Source organism: Saccharothrix sp. HUAS TT1, assembly GCF_040744945.1.
Classification (GTDB): Bacteria; Actinomycetota; Actinomycetes; order Mycobacteriales; family Pseudonocardiaceae; genus Actinosynnema.
In genome coordinates this window covers 1348104-1361189 of sequence record NZ_CP160453.1, presented here as the reverse complement: position 1 = coordinate 1361189, position 13086 = coordinate 1348104, and the positions used below count along the sequence as shown (strand labels likewise).

The following is a 13086-nucleotide window of genomic DNA, read 5'->3' as shown; positions in this document are numbered from 1 at the left end:
CGGTGGTCCCCACCATCGTCCGATCCGCCACCCCCGGCCGCGGCCCCGGCCGCGCTGATTCACCCCGACGGGTCTCCGGTGGCTCACACCCAGCTGAGCTGCCCGAACTCACCACCGAGGGGCACCGACTCCGGCAGGTCGTCGCCGGAGTCGAGTGCTTCCAGCAGGCGCAGCACGTCCACCGCCGCGTCGTCGTCCCGGAACTCGGCCAACGCCGCTTCCAGCAGCTCCCGGGCCTCCGCCGGCCGGTTCTGAGCCCACCGGACGCACGCCAGCAGCACCCGGCACTCGCCGCACGCCGACCGCATGGCCGGGTCGTCGGGCTGTTCGCGGTACAGCGACGCGGCGCGGGTGAGCCGGGTGACGGCCCGGTCGAGGTCGCCGGCCCCGATGGCGAGCACCGCCAGTTCCCGCAACGCCCACGCCACCCCGGCCCGGTCGCCGTGGTCGTACTGCCACTCGACCACCTCGGCCAGGAACGCGGCGGCGGTGTCCTCCTCGCCGAGGGCGCGTTGGACGCTCGCCAGCACGTCCAGGGCGGCGACGTGCCCGGACAGCGACTCGGGCGTCGGGTCGGCCTGGCACCGGGCCCGCCGGACGCCCACCTCCCGCTTGGCCAGCTCCACGGCCGCCGGCAGCCAATCGCGTTCGGCGCTGGTCACGGTCGCGCAGCGCAGCACCTCGGCCGCCGATTCGGACAGCGGGAACCGGTCCGCCAGTTCCACGCTCGTCTCGCGGAGCCCCGGCGTGGCCGGTTCCTCCGACCACAGGTGGAGCAGCAACGTCGCCGCGTCGTCCACCGCGCCCCGAGCCATGCAGGTCCGCACACCCTTCAACACCCTGTTCATCGGTACACAGTACCGTTTGCGTGACGCGAAACTGCGTTTACCAATTGGGTGAAACCGAACTAGGTTTGATTACAGAGAGTCGCTAAGGTGATCGAATGGCGGTAGGCACCACGCGCGGCAAGCGGAAGCTCGGCGCCCTCATGGAGGGCTACCTCGCGCAATCCGGGATCAAGGCAGACAAGGTCATCAAGGAAGTGCGCACCTCGCGCTCGACCTGGAACCGCATGATCGCCGGCGAGGCCCGGCCGAGGTGGGCGACCTTCATCGCGATACTCGCAGTGATGAAGGTGGGCGACGAGGAGCGCGACCGCGCCCTGGCGCTCTGGGAGGTGGCCGACGACGAGGCCGCGCCCATCGAGCACGCCGCCCTGCTGCCCAAGAGCTACCTGCGCTTCCGCCGCGACGAGGCGGAAGCCGTCACCGAGCGGTCGGTGGATGTCGTGCTGATCCCCGGGATGCTCCAGACCGCCGATTACGCGGCGGCCTTGGCGCTCGGCAACCAGGTGTTGCTGCCTGGTGAGAACTGGGAGGAGCGGGCCGCGCCGGAACGCCGCAACCGGCAGGAGCTGCTGCGCCGGCAACCCCGCCCGCTCACGCTGCACGCGCTGGTGGACGAAGCGGCGCTGCGGCGGGAGATCGGTGGCCCGGGGGTCATGCGGGCCCAGTGGGACCACCTGCTCGACGCGGCCCGGTTGCCGAACGTCACCATCCAGGTCATCCCGAACGGCATCGGCGCCTACGGCGCGCTTTCCGGCAACATGATCATCCTCGACTTCGCCGACGACCTCGGATCGGTCTACGTGGAGAACCTGATCGGCGGCAACTCGGTGGAAGATGAAGAGGGCGTCGCGAAACTGCGCGCCGTGTGGGACGACACCGCCGCCCGCGCACTCCCGGCCGGCGAGTCGGTCGAGTTCATCCGAGCGATGAGGGGATCATGAAGAAGCGACTGGTCCGTGACGGACGGGTGTTCGTCACTTCGAGTGCCAGCAACACCGCCAACGCCTGCGTCGGGGTGGCGGTCGGGGAGCGGGCCGGGGTCTTGGACACCAAGAACCCCGGCGGCGACGTGCTGGACTTCAGCAGGACCGCGTTCACCGCGTTCCTGCACGTCCTCAGGTCCAGCTGAGCTCGACCTCGCCGGCCACGTGCCGGCCGATCTCCAACGCCGACGTCGCGGCGGGTGAGGGTGCGTTGAGCACGTGCACCTGCCGCGGCGCGGTGTCGATCAGGAAGTCGTCCACCAGCGAGCCGTCGGCCCGCATGGCCTGCGCCCGCACGCCCGCCCCGGCCTTCACCAGGTCGTCCTCCCGGATCGCGGGCACCAGCCGCGCCAGGCTCGCCGCGAACCGCTTGCGCGACAGCGACCGCAGCACCTCCTCGGCCCCCGTCCGGGCGAACCGCCGCGCCAGCCGCCACGTGCCCGGGAACCGGGCCACGTCGAGCACGTCCGCCGCCGAGAAGTCACGCCACCGGTACCCCTCGCGCCGCAGCGCGAGCACGGCGTTCGGCCCCGCGTGCACGCTCCCGTCCAGCATCCGGGTCAGGTGCACCCCGAGGAACGGCAGCTCCGGGTCCGGCACCGGGTAGATCAGCCCGCGCACCAGGTGCCGCCGGTCGTCCCGCAGCTCGTAGTACTCCCCGCGGAACGGCACGATCGTCGCCGACGGCGCCACGCCCGCCAGCCGCGCCACCCGGTCGCTGTGCAGGCCCGCGCAGTTCACCAGCGCGTCCGCCCGCACCACCCCGCCCTCGGTGGCCACCTCGACCCCGCCGCCGCTCAACGCCCGCCGGATCGCCAGCGCGGACGTGCCCAGCCGCAGGTCGTGGCCGTCCAGGTCGCGCACCAGCGCCTCGCACACGGCCGGGAAGTCGATGATGCCGGTGCTCTCCACCCGCAGCGCCGCCACCGTCGCGACCTCGGGCTCGTACTCGCGGGCCTCGTCCACGCCGATCCGGCGCGCCGGCACCCCGTTCGCCTCGGCCCGCGCGGCCAGCGCCTCCAGGCGCGGCACCTCCTCGGCCGAGGTGGCGACGACGAGCTTGCCGCACACCTCCACCGGCACGCCGTTGTCCTTGGCGTAGGCGACGATCGAGGCGTTGCCCGCCACCGACATCCGCGCCTTCAGCGAGCCCGGCTTGTAGTACAGCCCCGCGTGCACGACGTTGCTGTTGTGCCCGGTCTGGTGGGCCGCCCAGCGCGGCTCCTTCTCCAGCACAACCACGTCGTGCCCGCGCCGCGCCAGCTCGCGCGCGGTCGCCAGGCCCACGATCCCGCCACCGATCACCACAACTCGTCGCACGGCGGGAACGCTAGCTGCCGACCAACTCCGGCAGCACGTCGGCCGCCACCTGCTCCAGCACCGCCTCGCTGCCCGCGTACACGCCGTCGGCGCGCGGCCAGTGCACGACCAGGTCGGTGAACCCGAGCGCCCGCGCCCGGCCGGCCACGTCCCGGAAGTGCTCGACGCTGGTCAGCGAGTACACCGGGCACGAGTCGGCGTTGAGGTGGAAGTCGATCGACCCCTTGGCCCGGCCGATGCCCTCCAGCACCTCGCGGAACCGCGCGGTCATCCGGGCGACGCCCTCCCACCAGGCCGCCTCGTCGTCGGTCTCCGGCCCGGTGGTGACCCAGCCGGTGCCGTACCGGGCCGCGACCGCCATCGCCTTCGGCCCGTTCGCCGCCACCACGAACGGCAGCCTGGGCCGCTGCACGCAGCCGGGCGCGCTGCGGGCGTCCCTGACCTGGTAGTACTCGCCGTCGAACGTGGTGCGCTCCTGCGCCAGCAGCATGTCCAGCGCGGCCACGAACTCCTCGAACCGCCGCTGCCTGCTGCGCGGGGGAGTGGTGCCCATCACCTCTGTGTCGTATCCCATACCGCCGGCGCCGACACCGAGCGTGAAGCGGCCGTCGGAGACGTCGTCCAGGGCGAGCAGGTCGCGGGCGAACGGCACCGGGTGGCGGAAGTTCGGCGACGCGACCAGCGTGCCGAGCCGGATCTTGGTGGTCGCCGAAGCCGCTGCTGCCAGCGTGGGAACGGCCCCGAACCACGGCCCGTCGACCAGCGACCGCCAGCCCATGTGGTCGTAGGTCCAGGCGTGGTGGAAGCCGTACTCCTCGGCGGCCTTCCACTTGTGTTCAGCCATCCACCAGCGGTGTTCGGGCAGGATCACAATCCCAGTGCGCACCCCGGCGACGTTAGCCGAGAACGTCCCCGGGGAGTGCACGATGGGGGTGTGCAGAGACCAACCCTGGTGGCATCCGACGTCGACGGCACCCTGCTCACACCCCTGGGGCGGGTGAGCCCGCGCACGGCGGGCATGGTCGGCCGGGTGCTGGCCGCCGACGTCCCGTTCGTGCTGGCCACCGGCCGCCCGCCGCGCTGGGTGCCGGACGTGGCCGAGGCCGCGGGCCTGTCCGGTTACGCCGTGTGCTCCAACGGGGCGGTGCTCTACGACATCGGCGCGGACCGGATCGTCTCGGCCGAACTGCTCTCGCCCCGGCAGCTGACCGACCTGGCCTCGGTGCTGGACGAGGCGCTGCCCGGCTGCGCGATGGCGTCCGAGCGGGTCGGCGAGTCCGGCCGCGACCCGGACGAGGCCGAGTTCATCGCCGACGAGCACTACCTGCACCCGTGGGACGAGGGCGCGCAGCCGCTGCCCGGCCACCAGCGGGCCCAGCTGCTGGGCAGGCCGGCGGTGAAGCTGCTGGTCCGGCACCCCGGCATGACCTCGGACGAGATGGCGCGGGCGGCCGGGCCGCTGGTCGGCGACTCGGTGGCGCTGACCTGGTCGACCAACGAGGGCCTGCTGGAGTTCGCCGCCCCCGGCGTGACCAAGGCGTCCGGCCTGGCCGCCGTCGCCGACCTGCTCGGCGTGCCCGCGAGCGGCGTGCTGGCGTTCGGCGACATGCCCAACGACGTGCCCATGCTCACCTGGGCGGGTCACGGCGTGGCGATGGCCAACGCCCACCAGGACGCCCTGGACGCGGCCGACGAGGTCACCGCGGCCAACGCCGACGACGGGGTGGCGCTGGTCCTGGAACGCTGGTTCTGAGCCGGGTTCTAGGCTGGCGGTGACCGATCGTGGTCGTCGCGTCCCGGTTCGTCCCGAATTTCCGCAGGTTGAGGAGAAGGCTCTCGTGCGCGCACTTGTGACCGGCGGCGCCGGTTTCATCGGTTCCACCCTGGTCGACCGCCTGCTGGGCGACGGGCACGAGGTGCACGTCGTGGACGACCTGAGCCGCGGCGCCCGGACCGCGCCCGCCGACCCGGCCCACGCCGACCGGTTCTCGTTCTCCCGGGTGGACATCACCTCGCCGGAGCTGGCCGACGTGGTCGCCGGGTTCGCCCCCGAGGTCGTCTACCACCTGGCCGCGCAGATCGACGTGCGGGTGTCGGTGGCCGAGCCGCTGCTGGACGCCACCAAGAACGTGCTGGGCACGGTCAACGTGGCCGAGGCGGCCCGCCGCGCGGGCGTGCGCAAGGTGCTGTTCGCGTCGTCGGGCGGCTCGATCTACGGCACCCCCGACGAGCTGCCGGTGGCCGAGACGACCCCCATCAACCCCAAGTCGCCGTACGCGGCGTCCAAGGTGTCCGGCGAGGTGTACCTGAACACCTACCGGCAGCTGTACGGCGTGGAGTGCACCCACCTGGCGCTGGCCAACGTCTACGGGCCGCGGCAGGACCCGCACGGCGAGGCGGGCGTGGTGGCCATCTTCGCGTCCGCGCTGCTCGCGGGCCGCCCGACGAAGGTGTTCGGCGACGGCGGCAACACCCGCGACTACGTGTTCGTCGAGGACGTCGTGTCGGCGTTCGTCGCGGCCTCCGGCGAGGCGGGCGGCGGGCGGCGCTACAACATCGGCACCGGGCACCAGGTGTCCGACCGCGAGCTGCACGCCCTGGTCGCCAAGGCGGCGGGCGCGGCGGACGCGCCCGAGCTCGCGCCCGCCCGGCTCGGCGACCTGCGCGCCTCCGCGCTCGACCCCGGCGCCGCCCGGCGCGACCTCGGCTGGGAGCCGCGGGTGGACATCGAGACCGGTGTCGCGCGCACCGTCGAGTACTTCCGCGGTCTCTGAGACAAGACGTCCGAGAGGGGAACCCCGGAAGTGGGTCCCCCGGTATGGTGATGCGGCCATCACGGCCGCGGAGCGGGAAAGAAGACTAATGACTGAGGTCGCGGACACGGGTCGTCACCCACTGCTCGAAGACGTCCACCGGATGCTGGCGGACCGGTCGTGCGCGGTGCTGTCCCTCGACATCTTCGACACCGTCCTCTGGCGCCGGGTGCCCCGCCCCGCGGACGTGTTCGGCATCCTCGGCGCCCGCCTGCGCGCGGCCGGGATGGCGCCCGGGTGGGTCACCGACGCCACCTTCCGGCGGATGCGGATCACCGCGGAGGACAAGGCGCGGCGCGGGCGCGACGCGCTGGGCACCGAGGTCTCGCTGTTCGACATCTGGCGGGCCATGCCCGCGAAGGTGTTCGACCCCTCCCGGCTGGAGGAGTTCGTCAAGGCCGAGATCGACGTCGAGCGCGAGTTCCTGGTGGTCGACCTCGACATCGCCGAGCTGATCCGGATGGCCCACAAGCACGACGTGCCGGTGGTGCTGGTGTCGGACACCTACTTCACCGAGGAGCACCTGGCGCACCTGCTGGACCGCCCCGAGCTGGGCTCCATGCGGGACGTGCGGGTGTTCCGCTCGCACCAGCACGGCCTGGACAAGGCCAACGGCCTGTTCGAGATCGTGCTGCGCGACCTCGGCCGCAGCCCCGAGCAGGTCGTGCACGTCGGCGACAACCTCGTCGCCGACCACGAGACGCCGTCCGAGCTGGGCGTGCGGACCGTGCACTACGTGCGGCTGGACGACTGGTACACCGAGGTGCTGGAGCGCGAGGACGACACCCCGGAGCCGTTCGCGGCGTACGCGCCGAACCTGGACGACGCCCAGGGCGACTTCGGCCTCACCAGCCTGCGCGCCAAGGCGCTCCAGTCGGCCAAGCCGCGCAAGGTCGCGAGCCAGGACACCGCGTGGCGCTACGGCGTCGCGGTGCTCGGCCCGGTGCTGACCGGCTTCGCCGAGTGGGTGGCCCGCAAGGCGCACGACGCCGGCACCAAGGTGCTGTGGTGCCCGATGCGCGAGGGCGAGCTGCTGTCCGCCCTGGTCAACAACGCCGCCCGGGCCCGCGGCTGGGACGTCACGGCCAAGCCGGTCTGGCTGTCCCGGCACGTCACCTCGCTGGCCGGGCTGACCGACTTCGACACCGACTCGGTGCACGAGTTCATCCGCCGCGGCTACCGGCTCAGCGTCCGCGAGCTGCTGTCCGTGCTGCACCTGCGCGCGGGCGACGTGCCGAGCCTGGCCGCCGAGCTGAACACGGTGATCGACAACGGCGGCATCGCCGAGCGGGTCGCGCTCGCGCTGACCGAGACGCCGCACCTGCGCAACCGGCTCAAGGTGACCGTCACCGCGGCCCGCGAGCGGCTGATCAAGTCGCTGACCGACGCGGGCGCGCTGAAGGGCCCCGACCTGACCCTGGTCGACCTCGGCTGGGGCGGCACCATCCAGTACCAGCTGGCGAAGGTGCTGGAGATCGTCGGCGTCGACCTGACCCCGTCGGGCCTGTACCTGGCCACCGACGACCGCACCGCCCGCGCCTACCTGGCCGGGTTGCGCTGCGAGGGCTACCTGGCGCAGGCCGGGCACCCGCGGGACATCGCCGCGACGCTCGTGCGCAGCCCCGAGGTGATCGAGCAGTGCGTGAACGCGCTGTGCGGGTCGCTCGTCGGCTTCGACGCGGACGGCTCGCCGGTGCTCGGCCGGGTGTCGGAGTCGCCGTCGCAGAACGCGGAGCGGCTGGCCGCCCAGGAGGGCGTGCTGGCGTTCCAGAGCACCTGGAACCGGTACGTGGACCACGCCGACGGCGCGTGGGCCGACCTCACCGACTCGCCGGCGGCCATCGCGCGGCTGGCGAACATCGCGGTCAGCGCCCTGAAGGCGCCCACGGCCGACGAGGCGGCGGTGTTCGGCAACTGGGTGCACGAGGACAACTTCGGCTCCACCGTCGTCACCAAGATCGTTCCCGAGGACCTGAGCACCGCGCTGCCGTACCTGTCGCCGGGCGACCTGGACGACCTGTCCATGCGCGACTCGTTCTGGCCCGCGCTGCTGGCCGCGTCCGACACCGGCCTCGGCGCGGCGGCCCGCGCGCTGGCCTCCGGCGCGGTGGACCGGGCCGCGTTCGAGCCCGCGGGCGAGCGGTTCGACACCTGGCTGCGCTACCGCACGGTGGACGACGAGTGGCACGAGGCCGACAACAAGCGGGTCCGGATCAACCACAACGGCCTGTCGTTCGCGCGGCTCACGTTCGAGCACCACGACACGGTCGACCTGACGCTGGCGCTGCCCGGCCGGCCCGCGATCGTGCGGGTCGACTGGATCGAGGCGCGGGTGATCGCGAACGGCAGGCGCCTGGAGCACCCGATCCGCTGGGAGACCGCGGACGACTTCGCGGGCATGACCTACCGGGACTGCCGCTGGCTGGGCGGCAACGTGGTCGAGTTCGACAACACGCACTCGGCCCTGGTGCTGCCCATCGCGCAGCTCGCCGGCGGGCTGGTGTCCTCGGGCCAGGTGACCGTGGCGTTCGCCGTGCTGCCGCAGTCGCTGTCCCACCTCTCCGGCCACCTGCCGCCGGCCCGTAGGATCGCGCGGATCTCGGGCCGCCTGCGGCAGGAGTACAGGACCCGCGGCGCCACGGGTGTCGCCGCGGGTGCGGTCCGGATCGCCATCCGGAAGCTGGGAGGCAACACGTGAACGTCGACGCGGAGATGACGGGCAGCAGGCAGGACCCGCACGCCCAGGCCAGGGCCGCCCGGCAGCAGCCGCTGCTGCTGCACTCGATGTCGGTGTTCCGCGAGATGTTCACGGTCGTGTTCGCGCACCGGCCGATCAAGACCGTGGTCGAGGTCGGCGTCGAGTCCGGCCAGGTCAGCTCGATCTACACCGAGCTCGGCGCGGAGCGGGTCTACTGCGTGGACCCGTACCCGAGCGACGAGCTGCGCGCGACGCTGGCGAAGAACCCGAAGCTGGAGCTGGTCGAGAAGCCCGCGCCCGCGGTGCTCGCCGACCTGCCGCCCGCCGACCTGTACGTGCTCGACGGCGACCACAACTACGCGGTGCTGCACGGCGAGCTGTCCTGGATCACCCGCAACGCGCCGGACGCGGTGATCGCGTTCCACGACGTGCTGTGGCCGTGGTCGCGCCGCGACCTGTACTACGAGCCGTCGCTGCTGGCCGACGACCAGCGCCACCCGCACTCCGACGACGGCCCGACGATCTGGCACGACGAGCTGACCCCGGCCGGCTTCGTCGGCCTCGGCTCGTTCACCGTGGCCGAGGAGGCGGGCGGCGAGCGCAACGGCGTGCTCACCGCGATCGAGGACGTGCTCGCCGAGGCGGGCGACGACTGGCTGTTCGACATCGTGCCCGCGGTGTTCGGCATGGGCGTGATGGCCCGCAAGGGCTCGCCCGGCGCGGCGAAGGTGTTCAACGGCCTCAAGCCGTTCACGTCGTCCAAGCTGCTCGCGAAGCTGGAGAACAACCGCATCGCGCTGTACACGCACGTGCTGCGGATGCAGTACGAGGCGGTCGCGGCGGCCGACAACGCCGACCGGATGGCCGAGGCCATCAGCGGCCAGCGGCACGAGATCGAGGAGCTGCGGGCCGAGCTGGCGCGCCGCGACGAGGCCATCGCCGCGCTGACCCACGAGAAGGAGCAGCTGGCGCGCGAGCTGCGCGACCCGCTGTCGGTGCAGCAGCCGAACATGGGCATCGTGCTGCACCAGCTGGGCCGGGTCGCGGCCAAGCAGCTGCGCAAGGCCAAGAACTAGCGCTGCCGAGAACCAGCGCTGCCCAGAACGCCGACGCGGGCCGTCGACACCACCCGGTGTCGGCGGCCCGCGTCCGTTCGCGGTGCTCAGGCGGCGGTGGTCGCCAGCTCCTGGGGCGCCTGCTCGCGCTCCGGCCCGGCCCCGACCTCGACCCGCGACGCCCGCCAGTACATGACCAGCAGCACGAGGACGCCGAGCGTCGCGGCGACCAGCGGCAGCAGCGGGCCGTAGGGCGGCATCCAGCTGCCGTTGAACGGGTTGACGCTCTGCAGCCCGGACTGCCAGCGGGTCATCGTGTAGGCCAGGCAGACCAGCTGGACCGGCAGCAGCAGCACGGCCAGCATCCTGGTCATCGTGCGCGTCTGAGGGCCGGTGAGCACGTGCTTGCCCATGATCAGCGCGCCCAGCATCGGGATCGCCACCGCGCCGGTGAGGTAGTAGCGGCCCTGGTTGAACCAGCCGGTCGTGTTCACCGTGATCAGCTCCATCGCGGTGAGCGGCACGGCCGTGCCGAGGAACAGGACGAGCGTGCGCCACTTGTCCACCCGGCCGCCGAACGCGAACCCGCCCAGCAGCAGCAGGCCGACGGCCATGAACCACACCACGTAGACCAGCCGCGGCATCAGGGTCTCGGCCCAGCCCATGACGCCGACCATCTGGTTGGCCATGTTCGGCCACGTGTCCAGGAACGCGGCGCGGAGGACGTCCTTGACCGCCCACCCGCGGTCCGCGCCGCTCAGGTCGGCGGTGCCGATCAGCAGCGTCCAGGCGACCGAGGCGACCGCGGCCACCACGACCAGCGCCGACCACCCGCGCACCGCGGGCGACTTCACCAGCTCGCGCAGCCGTGCCCGGGACGAGGGCACGAGCACCACGCCGAGGATGACGAACAGCCACATGATCCCGATGAAGCGCGGCGTGACCATGACGGCCGCGGACACGCCGGCCAGCGCCACGGCGGCCCGGTTCACGCCCTGCCGCTGCTCGTGCACGACCGCCACCAGCGCGGCGAACAGCGAGACGCCGGCCGCGATCTCCACCCCGTTCGGGTTCACCGCGCCGCCGAGGTGGGCGATCATCGGCGTGGCCGCGACCACCACGCCCGCGACCATCGCCCGGTGCCTGGTCCAGCGGGCCGCCACCACCACCGCGCACGCCAGCAGCGCCGCCATGGCCGCGCCGTTGAGCAGCCGGGACAGGACGATGCCGTGCCAGTTCGGCCAGACGCCGACCGGCCACGCGGTGACCAGGTAGTAGACCGGGTTGTAGCGCCCGGCGGTGGTGCCGACCGTCTTCTCGGTGTCCTCGTCACCGCCCGGCTGCCGGGAGCAGTCCGCCGCCACGGTCACCTTCTGCGGGAAGCACAGCCCGGTGTCCAGGCTCAGCGGCACGTCCTGGTAGGCGCCCCGGGGCGCCTCCCTGGCCACGATCTCGCCGTTCATCACGCCGGCGGCGCGGTGCACGTGCGCCTGCTCGTCCGGCGGTCCGTCGTACGGTGCGGCCAGGGCCCAGCCCGCGTGCAGCAGGCAGAACCCGACGAAGGCGAGGAGCCAGAGGCTACGGCTGGACATGGGTGCCATCCCGGGTGGAGGGAGCGGTCTGTGGGGGTGGAGCACGCCGGGGGAGGACGTCGGGGGGAGGACGTCCCCCCGACGCCGCCTAACCGGTGACCGCGGGCTTCGCCGCGAGCCCGGCGCCGTCCGGCTCGTGCTCGGCGCCGCACGCGGGACAGCGCAGGTCGTCGTCCAGCCGGGTCGCGCAGCGGCACACCCAGCCCTTCTGCCTGGCGGGGTTGCCCACCACGAACGCGTGCGCGGGCACGTCCCGCGCGACCACCGAGCCCGCGCCGACGAACGCGTTGCGGCCGATCGTCGTGCCGCACACGACGACCACGCCCGCGCCCAGGGTCGCGCCCTCGCGCACCAGCGTCGGCAGCAGCTGGTCGCCGCCGAGCTTCTGGTGCGCCCGCGGCCGCATGTCGTTGGTGAACACCGCGTTGGGCCCGAGGAAGACGTTGTCCTCGCACGTGACGCCGTTGTACACGAGGACGTTGTTCTTCACCGTGACGTTGTCGCCGAGCACGGCCTCGTTCTCGACGAACGCGCCGTCGCAGATGTTGCAGTCCCGGCCGACCTTCGCGCCCTTGAGCACGTGCGCGAACGCCCAGACGCGGGTGCCCGCGCCGACGGTGTCGCTCTCGCACAGGCCCATCGGGTGGACGAAGACCCCGCTCAACGGACGGCCTCGGCCAGCACCTCGACCACCCGCTCCTGCTGGGCGCGGGTGATGCCGGGGAACATCGGCAGGCTCAGGATCTCGCCCGCGACCCGCTCGGCGTTCGGGAACGAGCCGACGCCGTGCGCGTCCGAGGCGAACGGCGCGGTCAGGTGGATCGGCGTGGGGTAGTGGATCGCGCCGCCGACGCCGTTGTCCTGGAGGTGCTTGAGCACCCGGTCGCGCTCGGCGACCCGCACCACGTACAGGTGCCACACGTGGTCGTTGCCGTCGAGCGTCCTCGGCGCCACCACGCCCTCGACGCCTGCCAGCAGCTCGGCGTAGTGCTCGGCGGCGGCGACGCGCAGCCCGTTCCACGCCTCCAGCCGGCGCAGCTTGGCGTGCAGCACCACGGCCTGCAGCGTGTCCAGCCTGCTGTTGAAGCCCAGCGTGCTGTGCACGTACTTCTGCTGCGAGCCGTGCTGGCTCAGCAGCCGGACCCGGTTGGCCAGCTCCTCGTCCTGCGTGGTCACCGCGCCCGCGTCACCGTAGGCGCCGAGGTTCTTGCCGGGGTAGAAGCTGGTGCCCGCGAGGTGGCCGAGCGAGCCGGACGCCGCGCCGTTGCGCCGCGCGCCCTGCGACTGGGCCGCGTCCTCGACCAGGAACACGCCCTGCTCGTCGCACGCCGCCTTCAGCTCCTCGACCGGCGCCATCTGGCCGTAGAGGTGGACCGGCAGCACGGCCTTGGTGCGCTCGGTGAACGCCGACAGCGCCGCCTTGGTGTCGATCAGGTAGGTGTCCGGGTCGCAGTCCACGAACACCGGCGTCGCGCCCGTGCGGGCCACGGCCTCGGCGGTCGCGATGAACGAGTTCGTCGGCACCACGCACTCGTCGCCGACGCCGACGCCGACCGCGCGCAGCGCCAGCTCCAGCGCGTCGGTGCCGTTCGCGACGCCGACGCAGTGCGCGACGTCGCTGTACTCGGCGTACGCGCGCTCGAACTCGCCGACGGCGGGACCGCCGACGAACGCGGTCCTGGCGAGCACCGCGGCCCAGCCCTCGGCGACCTCGTCGGCCACTTCGGCGTGCTGGAACTTCAGGTCGACGGGCGGGATGGGGGCCGGGATCGTCATC

The 13086-nt window shown here is 72.7% G+C and carries 12 protein-coding genes; 6 read left to right on the top strand and 6 right to left on the bottom strand.

Features of this window, described 5'->3' with window-relative positions:
* Window positions 1-83 precede the first annotated feature (83 nt).
* Window positions 84-848 (bottom strand): hypothetical protein, encoded by a 765-nt coding sequence (locus AB0F89_RS06675; protein ID WP_367133623.1) that lies wholly within the window; start codon window positions 846-848, stop codon window positions 84-86.
* A 95-nt stretch (window positions 849-943) separates the two neighbouring features.
* On the opposite strand from AB0F89_RS06675, the gene AB0F89_RS06670 reads away from it, so the two are divergent.
* Both AB0F89_RS06670 and AB0F89_RS06665 read left to right on the top strand, forming a co-directional pair.
* Complete coding sequence (locus AB0F89_RS06670; RefSeq protein ID WP_367133622.1) at window positions 944-1789, top strand: DUF5753 domain-containing protein; 846 nt, start codon at window positions 944-946, stop codon at window positions 1787-1789.
* Window positions 1786-1977, top strand: coding sequence for a DUF397 domain-containing protein (locus tag AB0F89_RS06665; RefSeq protein ID WP_367133620.1), 192 nt, complete (start codon window positions 1786-1788; stop codon window positions 1975-1977). The genes AB0F89_RS06670 and AB0F89_RS06665 overlap by 4 nt, the downstream gene beginning before the upstream one ends.
* On the opposite strand, the gene lhgO is transcribed toward AB0F89_RS06665, so the two are convergent.
* The gene (gene lhgO, locus AB0F89_RS06660; protein ID WP_367133618.1) at window positions 1964-3151 is read right to left on the bottom strand and encodes an L-2-hydroxyglutarate oxidase; all 1188 of its coding nucleotides are present in this window, start codon (window positions 3149-3151) and stop codon (window positions 1964-1966) included. The genes AB0F89_RS06665 and lhgO overlap by 14 nt on opposite strands.
* A 10-nt stretch (window positions 3152-3161) precedes the next feature.
* A complete protein-coding gene (locus AB0F89_RS06655) occupies window positions 3162-4037 on the bottom strand; it encodes an LLM class flavin-dependent oxidoreductase (RefSeq protein WP_367133616.1) in 876 nt (291 codons plus the stop codon).
* Between the two features lie 48 nt (window positions 4038-4085).
* Here AB0F89_RS06655 and AB0F89_RS06650 point away from each other — a divergent pair, with 48 nt between their 5' ends.
* From AB0F89_RS06650 to AB0F89_RS06635, 4 genes are all read left to right on the top strand, one after another.
* Window positions 4086-4904 (top strand): HAD family hydrolase, encoded by an 819-nt coding sequence (locus AB0F89_RS06650; protein ID WP_367133615.1) that lies wholly within the window; start codon window positions 4086-4088, stop codon window positions 4902-4904.
* A gap of 85 nt (window positions 4905-4989) precedes the next feature.
* The gene (locus AB0F89_RS06645; RefSeq protein WP_367133613.1) at window positions 4990-5925 is read left to right on the top strand and encodes an NAD-dependent epimerase/dehydratase family protein; all 936 of its coding nucleotides are present in this window, start codon (window positions 4990-4992) and stop codon (window positions 5923-5925) included.
* 88 nt (window positions 5926-6013) lie between these two features.
* Entirely contained in the window at window positions 6014-8662 is a 2649-nt protein-coding gene (locus tag AB0F89_RS06640; protein ID WP_367133611.1) for an HAD family hydrolase, read from the top strand.
* Complete coding sequence (locus AB0F89_RS06635) at window positions 8659-9738, top strand: class I SAM-dependent methyltransferase (RefSeq protein WP_367133609.1); 1080 nt, start codon at window positions 8659-8661, stop codon at window positions 9736-9738. Before AB0F89_RS06640 ends, AB0F89_RS06635 begins: the two co-directional genes overlap by 4 nt.
* 86 nt (window positions 9739-9824) lie before the next feature.
* Here the strand turns inward: AB0F89_RS06635 and AB0F89_RS06630 are convergent, their stop codons facing one another.
* The 3 genes from AB0F89_RS06630 to AB0F89_RS06620 all read right to left on the bottom strand — a co-directional run bounded on the left by AB0F89_RS06630 (window position 9825) and on the right by AB0F89_RS06620 (window position 13085).
* A complete protein-coding gene (locus AB0F89_RS06630) occupies window positions 9825-11309 on the bottom strand; it encodes a DUF2142 domain-containing protein (RefSeq protein WP_367133607.1) in 1485 nt (494 codons plus the stop codon).
* An 88-nt stretch (window positions 11310-11397) separates the two neighbouring features.
* Window positions 11398-11973 carry an acyltransferase gene (locus tag AB0F89_RS06625; RefSeq protein ID WP_367133605.1) on the bottom strand — a complete coding sequence of 192 codons (576 nt, stop codon included), beginning with the start codon at window positions 11971-11973 and terminating at the stop codon, window positions 11398-11400.
* Window positions 11970-13085, bottom strand: coding sequence for a DegT/DnrJ/EryC1/StrS family aminotransferase (locus AB0F89_RS06620; RefSeq protein ID WP_367133603.1), 1116 nt, complete (start codon window positions 13083-13085; stop codon window positions 11970-11972). The genes AB0F89_RS06625 and AB0F89_RS06620 overlap by 4 nt, the downstream gene beginning before the upstream one ends.
* Window position 13086: the final 1 nt, after the last annotated feature.